The organism is Phytohabitans rumicis (assembly GCF_011764445.1).
GTDB classification, from domain to species: domain Bacteria; phylum Actinomycetota; class Actinomycetes; order Mycobacteriales; family Micromonosporaceae; genus Phytohabitans; species Phytohabitans rumicis.
This window is the reverse complement of record NZ_BLPG01000001.1, coordinates 7875577-7895642: the sequence shown is the minus strand read 5'-3', so window position 1 is coordinate 7895642 and position 20066 is coordinate 7875577. Positions and strand designations below refer to the sequence as shown.

At 70.0% G+C, this 20066-nt stretch carries 15 protein-coding genes and 1 pseudogene; 1 reads left to right on the top strand and 15 read right to left on the bottom strand.

The annotated features are described in order from the left end of the window. Window positions 1–15 precede the first annotated feature (15 nt). From Prum_RS54655 to Prum_RS35750, 15 genes and pseudogenes are all read right to left on the bottom strand, one after another. A complete protein-coding gene (locus Prum_RS54655) occupies window positions 16–408 on the bottom strand; it encodes a hypothetical protein (protein ID WP_308785401.1) in 393 nt (130 codons plus the stop codon). Next, window positions 351–3116: an OmpL47-type beta-barrel domain-containing protein gene (locus Prum_RS35805; RefSeq protein ID WP_308785400.1), complete on the bottom strand. Its 2766-nt coding sequence runs from the start codon at window positions 3114–3116 to the stop codon at window positions 351–353. Before Prum_RS35805 ends, Prum_RS54655 begins: the two co-directional genes overlap by 58 nt. Window positions 3117–3149: 33 nt before the next feature. Continuing rightward, the gene (locus Prum_RS35800) at window positions 3150–7808 is read right to left on the bottom strand and encodes a discoidin domain-containing protein (RefSeq protein WP_246278315.1); all 4659 of its coding nucleotides are present in this window, start codon (window positions 7806–7808) and stop codon (window positions 3150–3152) included. 71 nt (window positions 7809–7879) lie between these two features. Next, a complete protein-coding gene (locus Prum_RS55360; RefSeq protein WP_371871405.1) occupies window positions 7880–8452 on the bottom strand; it encodes a glycoside hydrolase family 127 protein in 573 nt (190 codons plus the stop codon). After that, entirely contained in the window at window positions 8362–9852 is a 1491-nt protein-coding gene (locus Prum_RS35795; protein WP_371871312.1) for a glycoside hydrolase family 127 protein, read from the bottom strand. The genes Prum_RS55360 and Prum_RS35795 overlap by 91 nt, the downstream gene beginning before the upstream one ends. 2 nt (window positions 9853–9854) lie before the next feature. Next, on the bottom strand, window positions 9855–10703 hold the full coding sequence (locus Prum_RS35790; protein ID WP_173080838.1) for a carbohydrate ABC transporter permease: 849 nt from the start codon (window positions 10701–10703) through the stop codon (window positions 9855–9857). 2 nt (window positions 10704–10705) lie between these two features. Beyond that, window positions 10706–11569, bottom strand: a complete 864-nt coding sequence (locus Prum_RS35785) for a carbohydrate ABC transporter permease (RefSeq protein ID WP_173080836.1) — start codon at window positions 11567–11569, stop codon at window positions 10706–10708. 81 nt (window positions 11570–11650) lie between these two features. Continuing rightward, window positions 11651–12256, bottom strand: a complete 606-nt coding sequence (locus Prum_RS54045) for an extracellular solute-binding protein (protein ID WP_281369078.1) — start codon at window positions 12254–12256, stop codon at window positions 11651–11653. A 98-nt stretch (window positions 12257–12354) separates the two neighbouring features. After that, complete coding sequence (locus Prum_RS54040) at window positions 12355–12951, bottom strand: ABC transporter substrate-binding protein (protein WP_281369077.1); 597 nt, start codon at window positions 12949–12951, stop codon at window positions 12355–12357. A gap of 193 nt (window positions 12952–13144) precedes the next feature. Then, the gene (locus Prum_RS35775; protein WP_173080834.1) at window positions 13145–14176 is read right to left on the bottom strand and encodes a LacI family DNA-binding transcriptional regulator; all 1032 of its coding nucleotides are present in this window, start codon (window positions 14174–14176) and stop codon (window positions 13145–13147) included. A 72-nt stretch (window positions 14177–14248) separates the two neighbouring features. Then, a complete protein-coding gene (locus tag Prum_RS35770; protein WP_173080832.1) occupies window positions 14249–14791 on the bottom strand; it encodes a PIN domain-containing protein in 543 nt (180 codons plus the stop codon). A gap of 85 nt (window positions 14792–14876) precedes the next feature. After that, on the bottom strand, window positions 14877–15875 hold the full coding sequence (locus Prum_RS35765; protein WP_503826946.1) for a helix-turn-helix domain-containing protein: 999 nt from the start codon (window positions 15873–15875) through the stop codon (window positions 14877–14879). A 41-nt stretch (window positions 15876–15916) separates the two neighbouring features. Then, window positions 15917–17014 (bottom strand): hypothetical protein, encoded by a 1098-nt coding sequence (locus Prum_RS35760; RefSeq protein WP_178132675.1) that lies wholly within the window; start codon window positions 17012–17014, stop codon window positions 15917–15919. A gap of 262 nt (window positions 17015–17276) precedes the next feature. After that, window positions 17277–17624: pseudogene (locus Prum_RS35755) on the bottom strand (cellulose binding domain-containing protein); the annotation flags it as partial. Between the two features lie 53 nt (window positions 17625–17677). Further along, window positions 17678–18664: a DMT family transporter gene (locus tag Prum_RS35750; protein ID WP_173080830.1), complete on the bottom strand. Its 987-nt coding sequence runs from the start codon at window positions 18662–18664 to the stop codon at window positions 17678–17680. On the opposite strand from Prum_RS35750, the gene Prum_RS35745 reads away from it, so the two are divergent. Further along, window positions 18663–20066, top strand: a complete 1404-nt coding sequence (locus Prum_RS35745) for an aminotransferase-like domain-containing protein (protein ID WP_173080828.1) — start codon at window positions 18663–18665, stop codon at window positions 20064–20066. The two genes, Prum_RS35750 and Prum_RS35745, sit on opposite strands and share 2 nt — an antisense overlap.

The following is a 20066-nucleotide window of genomic DNA, read 5'->3' as shown; positions in this document are numbered from 1 at the left end:
TCGTGAGTCCGAAAGTCAGGCGCAGGCCACGCCGGGGTACTCCGCGGTGTAGACGGTCGTCACCTCCTTGCCGGCCACGGTCCCGGTGGCGCGGACGGTGGCCGTGCCGGCAGCGACCGAGACCGCCCGCGTGGCGAACGACTGGTACGCGTTGGCACCCGGCGCGACGTTCGCGAAGGACCGCTCGCCGTAGGCGGTCTCCAGCTCGATCGTCACCGGTGCACCGTGGTCGTTGCGGCCCTGCACGGCGACGTACGCCTTGCCGGCGATGCACCGCGACTGGGCGGTGACGGTGACCGGCACGGTGGCCGGGTTGGTGCCGGGGTCGTCGGCGAAGACCCGCCAGTCGGTTATCGCGACCGCGGAGTAGGTGTCGCCGTTCCCGTTGGCCTGGATGGTGGCCCGCACCCGGGTGTGGTGACCGGGTCGAAGGTGACGGTGTTGAACGCGGTGGTGCTCGTGCCGTACGCGGATGCGCCGGTCACGTCGCGCCAGGCCGAGGTCGCCTCGTCCCAGTACTGCAACACCCATCCGTCGGGCTCGGCGACGCCGTTGCCGCTGCCCTGGTCCGAGTCCCGCCAGAACTTCAGCTCGGTGCCGGTGATGCGCACCGGGCGGGCCCAGTCGTACTGGACCCACTGGCTGGCCGGGCGGTCGCCGGACCAGGTGCCCCAGATCTGCGCCTGGCTCGGGTTCGCCGGGTCGGCGCCGTCGTTGAGCCCGGTGAGGCTGTTCCAGGGCGCCGTGTACGACGCGGTCGGCGTCGCGATGGGGCCGATGTTGCCGGTGAGCGGCCCGGACAGGTCCGCCGGGATGGCGACCGTCTTGGCGGTCTCCAGGTTTCCGGCCGTGTCGAGCGCGCGGAACGACACGGTGTGCCGGTTAGCGTCCGGTGCCGCGATGGCGCCGGTGTAGGCCGTCCACGCGCCCGTGCCGATGGCGTACTCGATGCGGGCGACCCCGGAGGCCGCGTCGGTCGCGGTCACCGTGACCGCGCGGGTGGTGCTGTTCACCGTGCCCGTGCTGACCGGCGCCGTGGCGTCGATGCGGACGGCGAGGCTCGCGGGCGCCGAGACGTTGCCCGCCCGGTCGGTCGCGGTCGACGTGACGGTGTGCTGGCCGTCCCCGGAGACGGTGACGTCGGCGTACCGCACCTCCGTCGCGACGGCCGGTGCGCCGCCGTCCACCGTGGACTCGATGGTCAGCCGGCCGCCGCGGTCGTCGACGCCGGCGACGCGGACCCGCACCGCGGACCGGAACCAGCCGCCGCTGCCCGCGCTGCCGCTGGGCGTGAGCGTCAGCGTCGGCGCGGTCTCGTCGCCCTCGGTGTCGCCGGGCGAGATCACCCTGACCTGCGCGGTGATCCGGCCGGCGGCGTAGCCGAGCACGGTGCCCTGGATCGGGAACGTGCCGGGTGCGGCGACCTGCTCCTCGGTCACCGGGTCCCAGAAGACCGGCACCTGCAGGCTCTGATCGCCGAACGTCACCGCGGCGGTGCCGGGCAGCTCCCGCTCCCCCACCTCGACCGTCAAAGCCGGCGCGGCGACGGATGACGGCTGCGCGGCAAGGATCTTCCACTCCTCGACCGCCACGGCCGAGTACGTGCTGCCGTTGGTCGACGCGTCGAACAGCGCGCGGACCTGCGTGGTGGTGACGGAGTCGAAGGTGGTGTTCTGGAAGCCCTGCGTGCTGGTCGGGTAGCCGCTCGGGTTCGGCACGTCGACCCACTGTCCACTGTCGAGGTTCCAGTACTGGACGCGCCAGCGGGCGGGGGCGGCGACGCCCACGCCGGTGCCCTGCGGCTGGTCGTTCCAGAACTCGATCTGCGAGCCGGAGATCCGCATCGGCTGGTCCCAGGTGTACTGCACCCACTGCTGGGGCGGGTTGTTGCCGGTCCAGGTGCCCCACATGTCCGGCGGCAGCGGGTTCGACCGGACGATCTCGTCGTTGAGCGCCTTGACCCAGTACTGCGTGGGCACCGGCTCGTTGGAGACGGTGACCTTCGCTTCCTGCGCGATGTTCGGCCGGGGTGTGAGGTCGCGCCCCTTGGCGGGCGTCGGCGTGACGAGCCTCATCCGCGGCGGGGTCTGTGTGTCGTCCCACTCGACCTTGTCGATCGCGACAGAACGGCGGAAGTGGCCGCCGCCCACGGCGTCGGCGGTGTGGTACGCCAGGTACCACTGGCCGTTGAACTCCAGGATGCCCGGGTGGCTGGTCGTCGAGGAGACCGGCCGCAGCACGGTCCCCCGGTACGTCCACGGCCCCTCGGGCGCCGCCGCCGTCGCGTACGCGATGCAGGCGTGGTAGTTCGCCGGCGTGCACGCGGAGGTCGGGCCGGCGTTGTTTCCGGCGTACGCCATGTAGTAGGTGGCGCCGCGCTTGAAGGCCCAGGCCGCCTCGAAGAAGCCGGTCAGCCCGGTGACGGTGCGCTGGGTGCCGACCGGGGTCTTCATGTCCGCCTGGAACTCCAGCATCCGCAGGTTGCTGAACGAGCCCCACCACACGAAGACCCGCTGGCCCTCGACCAGGATCGTCGGGTCGATGTTGTGGATGGTGTTGGCGGTCGGCACCCGCTGGGAGATGATCGGCCCCCCGGCGTGGTCGGTCCACGGGCCGGTCGGGCTGTCCGAGACGGCCACGCCGATCGCGAACTTGTCGGCCGCCGGGCTGTCCCGCTCGTTGATCGGCACGTACCAGTAGTAGCGGCCGTCGACGCCCCGGACCACCTGGCCGGCGTACGCGCGTCCCGCGGTCGCCCAGGCGAAGACCTGCTCCGGGCGCATCAACGACGGGTAGTGGGTCCACTGTCCCGCTTGCACGTCCGTGGTGCGGAACGCGCCCCACTCGTTCATGATGAAGTCGTTTGTGGACGGTCCGGCCTCGTCATGTCCGGTGTAGACGTAGAGCTGGTCGCTTCCGCTGTCGTTGCCGGGGGCGCCGGCCGGCACGACGAGCGGCGCCGGGTCGGCCGAGTAGTAGCTGCCGTCGCCGAGGATGGGGTTGACGGTGTTGGTGAAGGTGATCGGGTCGGCGGCGTAGGCCGGCGTGCCGGCGCCCACCAGGGCGCCGGCGAGGAGCCCGGCGGCCGCCGTGACGGCGGCCGCCCTTCGTCTCATGCTGATTTTCACGTGTCGGTCTCCTAACCCTGGCTAGCCGCAGGTGATCGCCGCGTACGCCGCGGTGATCTGCGCGGTCACCGGCTGCTCGTTGACGGTTCCGGAGACCTTCACCGTGGCAGTGCCGGCCGGGATCGTCTTGGCGCGGGCGTTGAACGCCTGGTACGCGGACTTGCCGGGCAGGACCCCGGGGAAGGTCCGCGACCCGTACGGCGTGACCAGCTCGATGGTGAGCGGCACGTCCTCGTCGTTGCGCGCGTTGACGGAGACGTAGGCGTTGCCGCCGATGCACTGCGAGCGCGCCTGCACCGTGACGTCCCACGCCGGGCCACCGTCGCCCACGGTCAGCGTCAGCGTGGTCTGCGTAGTGCCGGCCTGGCTGACGTAGTCGGGCAGGATGAGCTTGCCGATGACGGTGTAGCGCCCGGGTGTGTTGACGATGTTCGGGTCGAACTGCCAGTCGACGCCGATCGCCTGGTTGTCCCGGGAGCCGTCGTTGTAGGACACCTCCACCTTGTCCGGCAACCCTGGCAACTCCCCCACATCGACGCTCTGCTGGAACGACTCGGCGCCCTGGATCGAGATTCCGCCCGGGGCCGTCTCTGGCCGCACATAGATTCGTGCCTCGGCGATCAGGCCGTAGGCGTCGTTCGTGCCGTATACCACGAACGGGTCCACATTGGGCTCGGCGACCATCTCTGGGGTGATCTGCTGCCACCGGAAGCCGATCTTGCCGCGGGCGCCGCTGGCGTACACGCCGTCGAGCTCGCTCGGCAGGGTGGGCACCTGGCCCACGGTGGTCCGGATCAGCACCGGCGAGCGCACCGAGTCGACGGTCTCGCCGTTGGCCCGCCAGCGCAGCACACCCGTGCCCGCGCCGCCGGTCATCACGCCCCAGATGCGGACGCGCAGGTAGCTGGTCATGATCGGTTCGAAGGTGAGTCGGTTGTAGGCGTTGGTGTTCAGGCCGCCGGCGTACGCCGACCCGCCGGTCAGCGCGACAGGGGTCCAGGTGGCGCCGTCCGTCGAGCTTTCGACGACGTACGTGTCGGCGTTGGGCCGGCGGGTGCCGCCGTTGTCGTCGTACCAGTAGATGTCCGTCGAGGACAGTCGCACCGGCGAGTTCCACCGGTACTGGATCCACGCCTCCGTCTCCGGCGTGGTGCCGTTCTGCGTCTGGCCCCAGGTGCCCCAGCCGTTCCCGGCGCCCGGGCTCGAGCTGGCCGGGGTGGTGGCCTCGTTGACCCGTAGCGGGTTCTCCCACGGCGCGCTGCCGCTGGTGGTGACCGCCGCCGAGGAGCCGAACTCCGCGACCACGTCCTTCTTGGCGAGGGTCGCCGCCACGGTCGCCTCGGTCCGCCTCTCCCCGTCGTCGGCGAAGAACCGGAACACGTAGTCGCCGGCGACCGTGCCGGTCACCCGGGTGGACAGCGCCTTCGGGTCGGCGAAGATGACGCCCGCGCCCTGCGGCGCCGAGACGGTCTCCCAGCCGAGGGTCAGCTCGCTGTCGTACGGGATGCCGTCGTCGGTCGCCGTGCCGACCAGCCGGGTGGACAGGTTGCCGTCCGCCGTGGCGTCGCGCGCGGCGGTGACGACCGGCGCCTGGTTGGAGACCGGTGGCACGTCCCGGCCGGAGTTGAACACCTGGATCTCGGCGATCGCGGTGAAGTACGTCGGGTTGTTCGTGAACGCGATCCGCACCTTGTTCGACGTCACGGTGCCGAAGAGCGCCTCGTTGAACTTCGCCGACGTGACCGTCGGGTTCTTGAACTGGCCCGGTACTTCCTTCCAGCCGCCGCTGCCGTTCGGCACCTGGACCCACCAGCGCGCCGGCTCGCGGTAGCCGCCGGCCTGGCGGTCGCTGACGAACGTCACCTTCACGTTGTCGAACGACTTGGCCGAGCCGAGGTCGAGCTCGACGTAGCCGTTCTTCTCGGTCGTGCCGTAGTTGCCCCAGTACGGCTCGTTGGCGGTGACGCCGTCGGTGACCGCGGCCAGCGACACCGGCCGCTCGGTCTCGTTGATGGCGCCGGGCGTGTAGTTCATCGTGGACGTGCTCCACCCCGGCGTGTGGAACTGCCGCCACGGTGTCGGACGCACGCCCTGCTGGGTGTACGACGAGCTGAGGTTGGCGCCCGCGGCCAGGTTCGGCGCGTCCTCGGTCAGGTCGATGCCGGCCGTCTTGAGGTACTCGACGACCCGCTCGTCCTGGATCGGCGTGTCCACCGCGCTCGGGAAGTCACTCCCGGTCGCCGCGGTGAAGGTGACGGTCAGGCCGTCCTCCGCCTGGACCTGGTTGGTCGTCGGGTCGTAGGTGAACTTGCCGAGCTTGTCGGTGCTGACCTTCCGCTCACCGTTGAGGAAGAGGCTGTAGCCCGCGCCCAGGCCGTACTTGCTGCCGTCCGGGTCCCAGACGATCGTGACGTCCTGCCCGTGGTAGCGCAGGTTGTTGACCATGAAGTGGTCGTAGCCGAACGTGATCGGCCACAGCTCGATCTTGTCGTCGGAGCGCGGCTGGATGCCCGCCATGTCCTCGACGAAGATGTAGTTCTGGTTCCCGAGCATGATGTGGTTCGGGTTGTTGCGGTTGTACGTCTTGGTGGTCGGGTTCCAGTTGGAGTAGTACTCCGCCTGGTTCGCGACCCGCATGTCCGCGCCCGGGTAGACGCTCCAGGCCATCCAGTCCAGCAGCCGCTTGGCGTACGCCGGGGTGATGTACTTCTGGCCCGGGTCGTAGTGGCGCAGCGCCGAGCGGACGCCGCGGTACTGCACGGTGAAGTTGATGTTGGAGAAGTTGTTGGAGCCGCCGATCCCGTAGGCGGCCCGGTCGTACTGGTTCGCGGTGTAGAACGGGAAGATCGGGAAGTTGTCGCCGTAGGTCAGGAAGCGGAACCCGTCGACGTAGGTCTGCCACTGGTCGAACGGGATGAGGTTCTGGGCGTAGACGTCGTAGAGGTTCGACTCCTTCGCCGGGATCAGGTCGCGGGCCGACTCGGGCAGCGGGTTGGCCCGGCCGTTGGAGCTGGCCGCGCTCGTCGCCCCGTGCGACGTACCGGCCAGGAACATCCGGGTGTCGGTGCTCCACAGTCGACCGAGGATCGCGTCCCGGACGCCGTTCGCCCCGGCCGCCATCTGGTCCACCTTGGACTGATCCGCGCCGGAGATCTGGTAGAGCTGCCGGGCGGCGTCGAGCGCGCCCCACACGTACGCCGACTCGGGGCGTTCGATCGTCCGCGCGCCGGGTGCGCCGGCGTTCGCCTTCGGGAAGCCGAAGGTGATGGCGTCGGCGTCGTTGCCCGGCATGAAGTTGGTGTCGTAGGCGATGAGCTTGTCGTCGTTGCCGTCGTAGTGTTCGAGCTGGCCGACGCCGTCGCCCTCGAAGTAGTGGGCGAACTTTCCGGCGATCTCCTTGCCACCGCCGTGCACGTTGTACGCCTCGAGCCCGGCCGTGCCGATGTACTGCGAGTAGTGGTTGTTCCAGCTGGTGTGGCCGGGGCTGTCCAGGAACGCCGAGGAGCCGGACAGCTCACCGATGTTGAGGATCTGGCCGTACGGCAGGTAGGGCGTGCGCAGCCACTTGGTGTCCTGCAGGTGCATCGGCTGGGTCAGCGCCACGGCGTTCTGGTAGAGGTTTACGCCCTCGATCGTCGTCGGGTACTGGTAGACGTGGCCGGTCGCGTTGGCGTCGAGGCTGTTGTAGCGCTCGCCCCACCAGCGGTACACGATGGCCTTTTCCAGTGCGGGGTCGGGCACGTTGATGTAGGGGACGTCCTGGGCCCAGCGACTGTTGAACGCGGTGACGCCGGTGCGTACCGCCTCGGCCGGCGCCAGTTGGGCGTACTCCTGGTAGCTCTGCACGGTCTTCGGCAGCGTGGCCGAGGAGACCGCGCCGACGACCGACAGCGACACCGAGCCGCCGGCGGCCACGGTGACCTCACGGTCGAGGTTGGTGCCGGTACGGGTGAAGCCCGCCCCGGTCAGGCTGGTGCGGATCGTGTCCCACGCCGTGTCGATGGTGCCGTTGTTGGCGCCGCTGGTGATGACGCGGGTGCCGGTGAGCTCGGCCGCGCCCTGGCCGGCCTGGGTCGCCAGCGGCGAGGCGGCCCGGACGGTGAACGTCGCCGGTGCGGCGCCGGGGTTGGTGAAGGTGATGGCGGTGACCGCGACGTTGTCGTAGGTGATGAACTTGGTCAGGTTGGCGGTGACACCGGTGGTGCCGATCGTGTACCGGCTCTTGGCGTGGCTCGGCGCGTTGAACCTGTTAGCGTTAACTTCGGTGACCGTCTGGCCGGGCACCGTGACGGTGTACAGGTTGCCGAGGTTGTTGGGGCCACCGACGTACGCGCTGCCGGCGAAACCCATGACGGTGAAGTTGTTGTTGCTCGCGCCGCGCATGTACAGGGAGCGGCCCCGGGTCATCAGCACCGCGGACCCGATCGTGCCCGAGACGCCCAGGACGCGGTCGAGATAGTAGTCCGTGCCGCCAGCGGCCAGGTCCTTGTCGAAAATGGACTGATGCATGTTGCCCGCGGTGAACGGCACGCCGGGCTTGAGCTGGTTGGCGACGTCCCCGGCGTTGGCGTAGACCGGGTCGCCGATGTCCATGACGTGGCTCAGGCCGTCGGTGTAGACACCTACGTCACCCTCGTTGCCGGGCAGTACCGGACCGGCGGCGTGAGCGGCGGAGGGCATGCCGACCACTCCTCCCACCAAAAGCGTGGTGAGAGCGGCCCACACGGGCACCCTCCGCACGCGTCTCGGAATCATCTCGCTTCCTCCTTGAGGTCGGGGGTACGGCGATCTGCTGTTGTGGGGAGCCAGACGCGCATCGTCGAGGGCCCGCGATTGGCCCATGCGTGGTACGCCACCAGCGCCACCTCGTCCAGTTCCTCGCCCAATGCGGGCACCGACTCGGCCTCGTCCGTCCTATATGGCCAGTCGTGGTCATTCGGGTGCACGCGCCGCAGGCTGACGGTCACCCGGCCGGCGGACAGCCGGGGCGGGCGGCCGGTGTCGACGCGGAGTTCGTCGACGCTATCGACACCGTCGACGTCCACGGACTCCAGGGCCAGCACCACCGGGCCGCGCTCCACCGCGACGCAGCCGCGGACCGCGTCGATGCGCGGGTCGGGGTAGGTGAACCGGGGCGCCATCGGCAGCGACAGCACGACCTCGTCGCCGGGCCGCCAGATCCGCTGTTCGGTGACGTAGCCCGGACCGACCGGCCGGGTATGCCCGTCGACGGTCACCGTCGCGCCCTGGGCCGCCCATCCGGGTACCCGCAACGACAGCGACCAAGGAACATCAGTGTCGCAGGCAGTTTCGTCGCCCTCGATACGTACCCGGATCTCCCCGTCGTGGGGTAGTCGGCCGTCACCGTCACGCGCAGCTCGCGCCCGTCGGCGCGGCGGTGTTCGATCGTGCCGGGCATGTACTGGTGCAACTGCAGGCCGTCGTCGTCGGACGTGGCCACGTACGCGGTCAGGCTGGCCAGCGTGCGGGCGACGTTGGTCGGGCAGCAGGAGACCTCGAACCAGGGCGCCCGCAACGAGGCCGCCGCGCGCAGGCTGGGCCGGTCGGCGTCGGGCAGGGTGCCGACCTCGCGGCGGTGCAGGGTGTTGGCGTAGAAGAAGCTCCGCCCGTCCGCCGACGGCGAGGTCGCCACGACGTTGAAGAGCGTCCGCTCGATGAGGTCGGCGTACCGGGGGTCACCGTCGGCCAGCAGCAGCCGCCACGCGACCATCACGGAGCCGATGCCGGCGCAGGTCTCGGAGTACGCGCGGTCGGGCGGCAGCACCCAGTCGCCGCCGAACGCCTCGTCCTGGTGCCGGGAGCCCTGCCCGCCGGTGATGTACGTGCGCCGCGTCACCGCGTTCTGCCACTGGTTGCGCACCGCGTCCAGCAGGCCGGCGTCCTTCTGCTCGACCGCGACGTCGACCGCGCCGGCGGCGAGGTAGTTCGCCCGCACCGCGTGTCCACGTAGGACGGTCGCCTGCCGGACCGGCTGCTCGTCCTGGAAGTACTCCCGGCCGAACTCCACGTCGCTGAGCCGGCCGTGGCCCCGCCGGTCGACGAAGAGCGCGGCCTGGGCCAGGTAGCGGTCGTCGTCGGTGGTCCGGGCGAACTCCACCAGCGCGGCCTCGATCCCCGCGTGCCCGCAGAGTCCGTCGATGCCGTCGGGTCCGAACGTCTCGCACACGTTGTCGGCGGCCCGGCGGGCGACCTCCAGCAGCCCGTCGTCCGCGCCGGGACGCGTGCGGGCCCGGGCCACCGCGGCCTGCAGCAGGTGACCGACGCAGTAGAGCTCGTGGCCCCATTCGAGGTCGGACCAGCGCGGTGCCTGCCCCGAGCGGCCGAATTTGGTGTTGAGGTACCCGTCCGGCTCCTGCGCCGCGGCCACCCGCCGCACGACGGCGCGAAACCGCGATTCGAGCCCCGCGTCGCCGTTCCGGCCGATCTCCCACGCCAGCGCTTCGAGGTACTTGTAGACCTCCGAGTCGGAGAACTCGCGCCCGCGGCGTTCCTGGGCGAGGCCACCTCGCACGGCGAGGTCGAAGTTTCGGATCCAGCCTTCGCGTTCGAGCCAGTGCTCGATGTGCGCCAGGGTCGCGACAGCGTTGACTTCTTGGCGCTCGGCCCAGAATCCGCCCGTGATCCGGACGTCACCCAACCCGAGCGGCCGGAGCCGGCCGCGGATGGGCAGGACAGTCGCCGCGGTAGCTGCGGTGGCAGTCATGCTCAGCCTTTCAGCGCGCCGGACATGAAGCCGCGCACGTAGTGTCGTTGGAGCAGGAGGAACAGGATGATGCACGGCAGGGCGAGGATGACGACGCCCGCTTCGGTCGCTCCATAGTCGACAACGCCTTGCACCTGGCCGCGCAGGTTGGAGACGGCGAGCGGGAGGGTCATCTTCTCGCTGTCGTTGATGAGGATCAGCGGCGCGAAGAAGTCGTTCCACGCGGCGAGGAAGGAGAACAGCCCGACGGTGATCAGGCCCGGTTTCACCGCGGGCAGCAGCACCCGCCACAACGCGCCGAACGGCGAGCAGCCGTCCACGGTCGCGGCCTCGTCCAGCTCGCGCGGCACCGCCTCGAAGGAGATGCGCATCAGGAACGTGGAGAACGGCAGCTGGAACATCGTCAGCACGAGCGCCACGCCGACCAGCGAGTTCTCCAGCCCCACCTCGTTCAGCAGCACGTACAGCGGGATCAGCAGCGTCGCGTACGGGACCATGAGGATGGCGAGCGTGAGCAGGAACAGGACGTTCTTGCCGGGGAAGCGGAACCGCGCGAACGCGTAGCCGCCGAAGAACGAAATCAGCAGCGTCAGCGCGACCGTCAGCAGCGAGACGAACGCGGAGTTGAGCAGGTAGCGCCAGATGCCGGCCTGGTAGCGGGTGAGCGTCTCGTAGTTGCCAAACCCCCAGCCGTCGACCTGGTTGGTGCCGGCCTGCGGGGAGACCGAGGCGACCGCGGTCCAGAGGAGCGGCGCCAGGAAGATCAACGCCAGCGCGCCGGTGAACACCCAGTACGGCGTCCGCAACGCGATGCCGGCGATGGTCGAGGTGGACCGGGAACGGACCGCCATTCTCAGCTCTCCTCGGACCGGAAGGCGCGCAGCTGCAGCGCGTTGATGACGACCAGCGCGACGAGCACGATGACCGAGATGGCCGCGGCGACACCGAGGTCGTTCTGTCCCTGGAACGCCACGCTGTAAATGAGCTGGACGACCGTGATCGTGCTGTTGTCCGGGCCGCCCTTGGTGAGGATGTAGAACTGCTCGAAGGCGAGCAGCGAGCCGGTCACGCAGAGCACGGTCGTGAGCGCCAGCGTGGGGCGCAGCAGCGGCAGCGTGACCCGCCAGAACGTCTGCCAGCGGGTGGCGCCGTCGGAGCGGGCGGCCTCGAACACGTCCGCCGGGATGCCCTGCAGACCGACCAGCATGAGCACCATGTAGAAGCCGGCGTAGCGCCACACGATGAGGAACGTCGTGGAGAACAGCGCCGCGTTCGGTGAGCCGAGGAACGTGAAGCCCCAGCTGTCCATCAGTGGTTTCAGCGGGCTCGCGTACGGCGAGTAGAACACGTAGAACAGCAGCGACGCCGAGGCCAGCCCGAGCGCGCTGGGGATCAGGAACGACGCCCGGAGCAGGTTGTTCCACCGGCTCGACTCCTGCACCAACAGAGCCAGACCCAACCCCAAAACCAGCAGCAGTACGGTCGCGAGCACCGTGTACTTGATGGTGAAGACGACCGAATCGGTGAAGAAGCGGTGGTCGACCGCCTTCTTGAAGTTGTCGGGAAAGTTGATGCCCTGATCGCCGGTGAGCAGCGGCCACTTCGACACCGACATCTTGATCACGAGCAGCAGCGGGAGGGCGAACAGCGCCACCACGAAGACCGCCGTCGGTGTCGCGTAGAGCCAACCGAGCAGCGCTTGCCGGCCGCGTCGCATGGAAACCTCTCGTTCGTTCGGTGGAGCGGGCGTGTACCGGCCTGAGGTAGACGGTCTGCCGGTACACGCCCACGCGGACATTTACTGCTTGAGGACAGCGGTGATTTCTTCGTTGTCCTTCTGCAGATCGCCGCTCTTTCCTTCCAGCACCTGGTTGCGCACCAGCGTCAGCCACGGGCTGTTCGGCGCGTTGAACGCCTGCTGGAAGTTGAGCGCGACCGGGGTGTCACCCTTGCCGGCCACCTCGTTGATGGTGACCAGCCGCGGATCCGCCGCGGCGTACTTGTTGTTGGCGAAGTCGGCGCGAGACACCACGTCCTTGTTCTTCGCCAGCACCTCGACCTGGGCCTCCTCGGACATCATCCAGCTGAGGAAGTTCCAAGCCTGGGCCGCCTTCTTCGAGTCCTTCGAGACACCGATGCCGTCCCCACCGACGAAGGTGGAGGCGCCCCCGCTGGGGCCAGGAATGCCGGCCACACCAGCCTCGAAGGGGGTCGAGGAGAGCAGCGTCGCCGGGTAGAACATCAGACCGACCTTGCCCTCGGTGAACGCGGCGGTCCAGGTCGGACCCGCCTCGGTCTTCGAGGAGGGCAGCACGGCGCCGGACTTCCACATGTCGTTCCAGGTGTTGTAGACCTTCTGGGCGGTGTCACCGGCCAACTCGGACTGCTTGCCGTCCGCGCTCATCACCTCGCCACCGCTGGCCCAGATGGACGGGAACCAGGTGAAGACCAGGCATCCGCCGCAGTTCAGGCCGGTCGCCGTGCCGTAGACGCCGGGCTTCTTCAGCCCTGGATCTTCTTGGCCGCGGCGGCGTACTCGTCGAGGGTCGCCGGGGCCTTCTCCGGATCCAGCCCGGCGTCCTTGAAGAGCTGCTTGTTCCAGAACAGCATCGACAGGTCGAGCACGAAGGGCAGCACGTGCGGCTTGCCGTCGAGCGTGCCGGCCGAGAGATGCCCCTTGTTGATCTGGTCCTTGAAGCTGAGGCCGTTGATGTTCGAGCTGAGGTCCTGGAACAGGCCCTGGCTCACCCAGTTCGGCACGTAGACGATGTCCGCGGCGAACAGGTCCGGCAGGCCACCCGAGCCGGCCGCCGCACCCACCTTCGCGACGTAGTCGTCGTTCGGTACCACGGTCAGGCTGACCTGGTTCTTGTGGCTGGCGTTGTAGGCGTCGACGAGGAGCTTCGCCTGCTTCTCCAGCGGGGCGCGGGTCCACAGGGTGAGCTGGCTGCCGTCGTCGGTGCCGTTGGGCCCGGCCGCGGCCGCGTCCGTGCCGGTGGCGTCGTCGTCTCCACACGCTGCCACGGCGAGTGTCAGCGTGGCCACCAGGACGCCGGCCAGTGAACGCAGGGCGGTGCGTCTGCCCAGGGTTCGGCTCATTGATTGTCCTCCTAGGTCTTATCAGGCCGTCAATTCGTTCTGCTCGATGAGGAGGCACGCAGGAGGGCATGACGGATCGCCAGTGCGCCCGTCCCGGCTCACCGCCCTGCGCCGCTTCCGAAAACCTTTTCGGGGATTCTGGTCGCCTGTTACGGCCGTGTCAACCGTGGATTTCGACCCGGGTGTAGGGGTCTCACCTGTTGGGCGCGGTCGAATCACGCATTACGACGCGACCCGGAAACTGCTCCGAGGTGGGCGGGACACCACCGTCGATGGCCGCGAAGAGGTGTTGGCTGGCGGCCGCGCCGAGGCGTTCGAGGTTCATGTCGATGCTGGTCAGGCGCGGTCGGGAGTGCGCGGCCACGGCCTCCCAGTTGTCGAAGCCGATCACCGATATGGCGCCCGGCACGTCGCGCCCGAGGTCGCGCAGCGTCTCCAGGACACCCCGGGCGATCTGGTCGCTGCCGCAGAAAACCGCGTCGACCTCGGGGTGTTGCTCGACGACGATATGCGCCGCGGCCCGGCCCCAGGTCTCGTGCCACGACCCGTAGTACGGCTTGCCGCCGAGCATGCTCAGGCCCACGTCGGCGAGCGCGGCCACCGCACCGTCGGCGCGGTCCCGGGCCGCCTTGTAGCTGGACTCGCCGGTGATGTGGGCGATGTTGCGCCGGCCGCACGCCAGCAGATGCTCGACGGCGAGCCGCCCGCCGCCCACGTTGTCGACCGTTATCGAAATGTCGTCCGGGTTCGCGGACGGGGCGTAGACGTACACGACCGGCACGGGGATGGTGCCGGCCAGCGGCGGCCGGGGATCGGTGCGCGACCCCACGACGATCAGACCGTCGACGCGCCGGGACAGCAGCGCCCGTACGTGGTACACCTCCCGGATCGCGTCGCCGCGCGCGTCGCACAGGAAGACCGAGACCTGCCCCGCCCCGGACGCGTCCTCCGCGCCCATCAGGATGGGAATCGAGAAGCGCCCCTCCAGGTCGCTCGTCAGCAGCCCCACCGTGCCGGTGCGCCCCCGCAGCAGCCCCTGCGCGAGGGCGTTCGGCGCGAACGAGAGCAACTCCGCGGCCTTCAGCACCCGTTCCCGCGTCGCCGCCTTGACCTCGTCCCGGCCGTTGATGGCCTTGGACGCGGTCGCCACCGACACCCCGGCGAGCTTGGCGACATCGGTCAGCGTGGGCGCCCGGTAGGCGGGGACGTCGGGCTCAGCGTTCATGCAACGACAGTACAGTCCTTGAAAACCTTTTCGGCAGACTTTCAGTCGGCGAACGAAATCCTCAACCAGTCTCTACAAAAGGCCATTGTCGCTGGCGTACCGAGGAAACTCGGTTCCTGTACAGGGCAGTCTCATTCCGGTGGCCGCCAGAGCGTCGACCAGGTTGCTGGCGCCGACCTCGGTGAGCTTCCCGTTGTGGCAGGCGCGCGCGAGGAGCCAGATCGTGCCATGTACGTCGATCCCGTGTTTGCGGCCGACTCGTGTGGCGTCGCGCTCGTCGATCAAAGCCACGCCACCGAGTTCCTCTGCCACGGCCAGGACGCTGGCCTCACCAAGGTTGCGGGTACCGGCACCGACCCGGCCGCTCCAGATAGCAAATAGCCGGAGTCGATCCAGGGTGTCGAGAGAAACGATCCGAAGCCATTCGACGCTGAGAATCTGCGTCAGCTCGGGGTAGACAGAGCTGCCATCACGGATCTCCTCGCGGACGACATGCGGCACGAAAGACTCCGCGTCCGCGAGAAGATCACCAAGTACGTCGAGCCGATCGGCGCGGGCGAAGTGACTGAGGCAGGTCGTGTCGAACACCAAGCGCGGCGCGACGGAGGCTGTCACGGCGCGATGTCCTCATCACTCAGCGGGGGAAAGTCCGCCTCGTCGATCTGACCACGCATCAGCTCAACTGCGCGGGCCGTTGTGATCAGGTGCCGTCGACGCGCTTCCAGGACAGCGTGCGCATAGCTGGGGGTACTCGAATCCACTCCAGATCCGGTTGGGGAGTCCATCCGGTGGCGTCGAGAAGCTCGGCTCTGGTGGGCGTCTGCGGAAGCCAGGACGCGGCCTCTTCTTGGCCGAGGACGCCGGCGCGAACCGCCTGCCGGACCGCCAAGGACCACGATGTGCGGTAGGCGGAAGCAAGCCGGATCAGCGCGTCTCGATCAAACCCTTGGCCTGCCGCACTGATCACCGCGGACGGTAGGAGAAACTCCGCCGCGAACGCGTCGATGATGGCCTCTCGACCGGATCGCGACGCGTGCACGCCCAGATCGCTTGAGTATTCGTCGCCGAGCACAAGGTGCCCCAACTCGTGCGCGGCGGTCGCCCGCCGCCGGCCCGGATCGCCGAGCCTGCTCACCACGGCGACGGCGAGATCGCCATCCAAGACCGATGCCCCGTCACCGGGAAGGTCGACAACAGCGACGAACAACCCTGCGTCCTGACATGCCTTCATGAGCGACTCGATGGGTTCATCGCCATTCGCAAACAGACTGCGCAACCAGCCGGCGGCCTGGCGCGCGGCGGTGTCCGAATCGATCTTTCCCGGGTAGGTGCGGATCGGGCGGGCCTCGAGCACGCCGAGGGTCTGCATTTGACGGACGTCACGAAGCCAACTCACCAGTTCGGCTTCCAGCCGGAACGACTCACGGCCGGCCTCCGTGGCTTCCTCCTCAAGCAGGGCGGTGCGCCGGGACAACACGGCCGGACGTTCGTACAGGAAGTGATCGAGCGGCAGGTCGAGGCACGCGCCCAGCCGGACCAGCTCGACGGCGTCAATGCGCCGGCTCCCTCTTTCGATCTTGGCGATCATCGTCCGGTCCAGCCCGATCCGCCGGCCGAGTTCGTCCTGGGAGAGCTTCGCGGCCAAGCGAGCCTCACGCACCCGCTGGCCGATGCCAGCCCATTCCTCACGTACCGCCATGGTGCGATAATCGCACGAACCGCTCCCGACGGCATCCTTGATCATGGAATGGGCATCACCCGGGCGATCCGGATCGACGTACTGGTGCTGCCGGCCGCCGGGTATGCGGCGCTGCCGTCGGCGTACGCCTTGAATGCCTGGAAGTCGTGGTCCCGCACGTCGATGGTGAACTGGGCGCCCACGGCCGTGCCGGTGCCGGCGTCGTACACCTGCGCGGCCATCGCGGTGCCCGACTCCCACGTGAGCAGCATGCGGCCGGTCCCGTAGCTCACCAGGTGCGGATGGCTCGATCGGGCGGCGGTGCTGACGGTGGTGTCGGACGCGCCGGTGGTGAAGTGTTCGAGGCGCACCTGGCCGCCCTGGCTCCACGCGGTCCAGTAGCCCGACGTGCTCGCCAGCACCAGGTCGCCGCCGAAGAGGGTGCCGTCGCAGGTGCCGGCGGCCACCGTACGGTACGGGTTTGGCTGCGCGATCCGGCACGCGTTGTCGGTGGCACAGACCATCGCGAAGCGGCTGGTACGGGGGTCCCACACGATCCGCGTACCCCAGCTGTGGCTGCAACCCACCTCGAAGCTGTCCCGGTGTCCGGCGACCAGCGCCCCGCCGGCGTTGACCACCTGCATCCGGTCGCCCTGATGGATGTCGACGCAGTTTCCATTTTGGACGGTGATGGCGACGCCGAAGTAGGCCGCGTAGTTGGCGCCGTCGGACGCGAGCCGGCCGTGGTGCTGGTACCACCAGACGAACCGGGCGCCGTTGTCGTACCCGGTGCGGGTGTCGCTCAGGTTGGTGACCTGCCGTTCCCACACGAGCTGGCCGGAGTTGTCGAAGCGGATCATGTGCATGGTGTTGCACGGGCTGGACGAGCCGCCGCACAGCGGTCCGTCGCCGCAGTCGCCCCGGCGGGTGAGCAGCAGGACGCCGCCGTTGCTGTCCGCCTGTACGTCCTGCAGGTCGATGCCCGCGAAGCTGGTGGGTGTCCCGACGAGCCGGTCGTCGCAGCCGAGCTTGCCCAGGTACACCCGGCTGTCGGTGCCCAGCCACGCCAGCCAGGACCCGCCGGACGGGGTCGCCGCGATCGCCGCGGGCAGCGGTTCGGTGTCGCCTTCCCGCCCGTAGCCGGTGACGGGCACGCCCACGTCGACCTGGGTGACGGTGACCGCCGGCCCGGCGCCGGCCGGTCGGGCGCAGTCCCCGTCGGCGGTGCGGATGGGGTCGCCGTGGGGGTGGGGGCGCCGGTCGGGGAGGCGGAGGTGGCGGCGGTCGGGGTCGGTGCGGCGGTCGGCGAGGGGGCGGCGGTCGGCGTCGGGCTGGGGTCGACGTCGCGGTGGCCTGCCCGGTGCAGGTCACGCCGTTCAGCGAGAAGCTCGCCGGTGCGGGGTTGCCGGCGGCGTTCCAGGTGCCGTTGAGCCCGAACGAGGTGGTGGCGTTCGTGGCTATGCCACCGTTCCAGGCCGCGTTGTTCACCGTGACCGCGCTGCCGCTCTGCGAGACCGACGCGTTCCACGCCTGGGTCACCGTCTGCCCGGCCGAGTAGGACCAGCGCAGCGTCCAGGCGCTGACCGGGTCGCCGAGGTTGGTGATCGCGACGTTGGCGGTGAACCCGGTGCTCCACTGCGAGCCGACTCGGTAGTTGACCGAGCAGCCGGTCGAGGCGGCGTGCGCCACCACCGCCGCGGTGGTACCGGCGGCTACCGCGGCCGCACCGGCGGCCGCGAGCAGTACGACGCGCAGTCGTCGTTGGCGCATGTCTTCGTGTCTCCCGTCAGAGCGGACGCGGCGCCCGATCTTATGGACGTGGATCAGTCGGACGCAATCGACCTTAATGAATCTTTAAAGTCCTTACCGCCCGTACGCCGCCCACTGCGCAATGCCGGCACGCTGTTGCGGGTGCGCTGGATGAGTACGACGCAGGCCAGCACCACCAGCGCCGCCGCGATCGAGGCGGGGGTGACGGTCTCGCCGAGCAGCAGCGCCGACCAGAGCAGGGTGAGCACCGGCTGGGCGAGCTGGACCTGGCCGACCCGCGCGATGCCGCCCCGGGCCAGTCCCGCGTACCAGGCGAAGAAGCCCAGGAACATGGAGACCGCGGTGACGTAACCGAACCCCGCCCAGGCGCCGGCATCGGCGTGCGGCGGATCGACGACCGCGGCGGCGACCGTGATAGGGGCGGTGACGGGCAGCGCGAGCAGCAACGCCCAGCAGATCGTGCGGGCGCCACCCAGTTCGCGGGCGAGCACGCCGCCTTCGGCGTACCCCAGGCCGCACAGGACGACCGCCGCGAGCAGGAAGAGGTCGGCGGTGGACAAGGCGCCGCGGACCGCGCCGCTGGTGCCCAGGAAGGCGAGCACCGCGACCAGCCCGCCGGCGCTCGCGACCCAGAAGAGCGCCGGCGGGCGCTCACCGGCGCGTAGCACCGCGAGCACGGCGGTGATCGCGGGCAGCACGGCGATGACGACCGCACCGTGTGCCGAGGTTTGGGTGGTCAGCGCCAGCGAGGTGAACAGCGGGAATCCGACGACGACGCCGAGCGCGACGACGGACAGCCGCCGCCACTGGTCGCGGGTCGGCCGGGGCGCGCCGGTGAAACGCACGTACGCCCAGGCCAGCGCCGCCGCGCCGACGGCCCGGCCGAACGCGACGAACCACGGGTCGAGCTGCTGTACGGCGACGCGGGTCGCGGGCAGCGACATGCTGAACGCGAGCACGCCCAGCCCGCCGAGGGCGAGGCCGGTGGCCCGATCCGCTGTTACCGTGACGCCGGCAGTAGCGCTACTCTGGTCTGTCATGGGTAACAGTAACGCAGCCGATCGTGTGATCCAAGATCTGCGCGGGCTCGTGGCCGTCGCGGACCCCGGCACGCGGCTGCCGTCGGTGCGCGAGCTGACCACCCGGCACCAGGCGTCTCCGGTGACCGTCGCCGAGGCGATCCGGCAGCTGGTTGCGGACGGGCTGATCGAGGCCCGGCCCGGCAAGGGCACCTTCGTGGCCGCCCCGCCACACCAGCGGCGCGCGCCCGACCTGTCCTGGCAGACCGTGGCGCTCGGCCCTCGCCTCCCGGGCGAGGACGAGTTGCAGGCGTTACTGGCGTTACCGCCCGCAGGCGCGATCCCGCTGTCCGGCGGCTACCTGGACGCGGACCTGCAGCCGGCCGCCGCGCTCGGCGCCGCGCTCACCCGCGCGGCCCGGCAGCCCGCGTCCTGGCAGCGCGGGCCGACCGAGGGGCGCGCGGACCTGCGTGCCTGGTTCGCCCGCGAGGCCGGTACGGGGCTGCGCGCCGACGACATGGTGATCTGCCCCGGCGGCCAGGCCGCGCTCTCGACGGCGCTGCGCGCGCTCACCGCGCCCGGCGACGCCCTGCTCGTCGAGTCGCCCACCTATCTGGGCGCGCTGGCCGCCGCCCGCGCGGCCGGGCTGCGGGTGGTGCCCGTGCCGGTCGACGCCGACGGCGTACTGCCCGACCAGCTCGCCGCCGCGTTCGCCCGCACCGGCGCCCGGCTGTTCTACTGCCAGCCGCTCTACGCCAACCCGCACGGCGCGACGCTCGCCGGGCACCGCCGGGCCCAGGTCGCCGCCGCCGTACGCGACGCCGGGGCGTTCCTGATCGAGGACGACTACGCCCGCGACCTCACCGTCGACGGGGAGGCTCCGCCACCGCTGGCCGCCGACGACCCCGACGGGCACGTCGTCTACCTGCGTTCACTGACCAAGTCGGCGGCTCCCGGGCTGCGCGTCGCCGCGATCGGCGCCCGCGGACCGGCCGGCGCCCGGCTGCGGTCGGCCCGGCTGCTCGACGACTTCTTCGTCGCCGGCCCGCTCCAGCAGGCCACGCTGGAGTTCGTCACCGCCCCGGCCTGGGCGCGTCACCGCCGTGCCCTGCGCACCGCGCTGCACACCCGGCGCGAGGCGCTCCTGGCCGCGCTGCGCCGGCACCTGCCGGCACTGATCCCAGCGGCGATCCCCCGCGGCGGCCTGCACCTGTGGACCCGCCTCCCCGACGGCACCGACGATGTCGCGCTGGCCGCCGCCGCGGCCGCCGACGGCGTCGTCGTCTTCCCCGGCCGCCCCTGGTACGCCGCCGAACCCCCCGCCCCGCACCTCCGCCTCACGTACGCCGCCGCCCCGCCCGACCTCATGGACGAGGCCGTCCGCCGCCTGGCCCGCACCCTCCACAGGGGAACGTCGCGGTAG

Coding starts and splice junctions, on each gene's coding strand:
- Prum_RS35805 (WP_308785400.1), bottom strand. CDS start 3,116: ATGAGACGAAGGGCGGCCGCCGTCACGGCGGCCGCCGGGCTCCTCGCC.
- Prum_RS35800 (WP_246278315.1), bottom strand. CDS start 7,808: ATGCCCTCCGCCGCTCACGCCGCCGGTCCGGTACTGCCCGGCAACGAG.
- Prum_RS35795 (WP_371871312.1), bottom strand. CDS start 9,852: ATGACTGCCACCGCAGCTACCGCGGCGACTGTCCTGCCCATCCGCGGC.
- Prum_RS35790 (WP_173080838.1), bottom strand. CDS start 10,703: ATGGCGGTCCGTTCCCGGTCCACCTCGACCATCGCCGGCATCGCGTTG.
- Prum_RS35785 (WP_173080836.1), bottom strand. CDS start 11,569: ATGCGACGCGGCCGGCAAGCGCTGCTCGGTTGGCTCTACGCGACACCG.
- Prum_RS54045 (WP_281369078.1), bottom strand. CDS start 12,256: ATGAGCGCGGACGGCAAGCAGTCCGAGTTGGCCGGTGACACCGCCCAG.
- Prum_RS54040 (WP_281369077.1), bottom strand. CDS start 12,951: ATGAGCCGAACCCTGGGCAGACGCACCGCCCTGCGTTCACTGGCCGGC.
- Prum_RS35775 (WP_173080834.1), bottom strand. CDS start 14,176: ATGAACGCTGAGCCCGACGTCCCCGCCTACCGGGCGCCCACGCTGACC.
- Prum_RS35765 (WP_503826946.1), bottom strand. CDS start 15,875: ATGGCGGTACGTGAGGAATGGGCTGGCATCGGCCAGCGGGTGCGTGAG.
- Prum_RS35745 (WP_173080828.1), top strand. CDS start 18,663: ATGGGTAACAGTAACGCAGCCGATCGTGTGATCCAAGATCTGCGCGGG.
- Prum_RS35750 (WP_173080830.1), bottom strand. CDS start 18,664: ATGACAGACCAGAGTAGCGCTACTGCCGGCGTCACGGTAACAGCGGAT.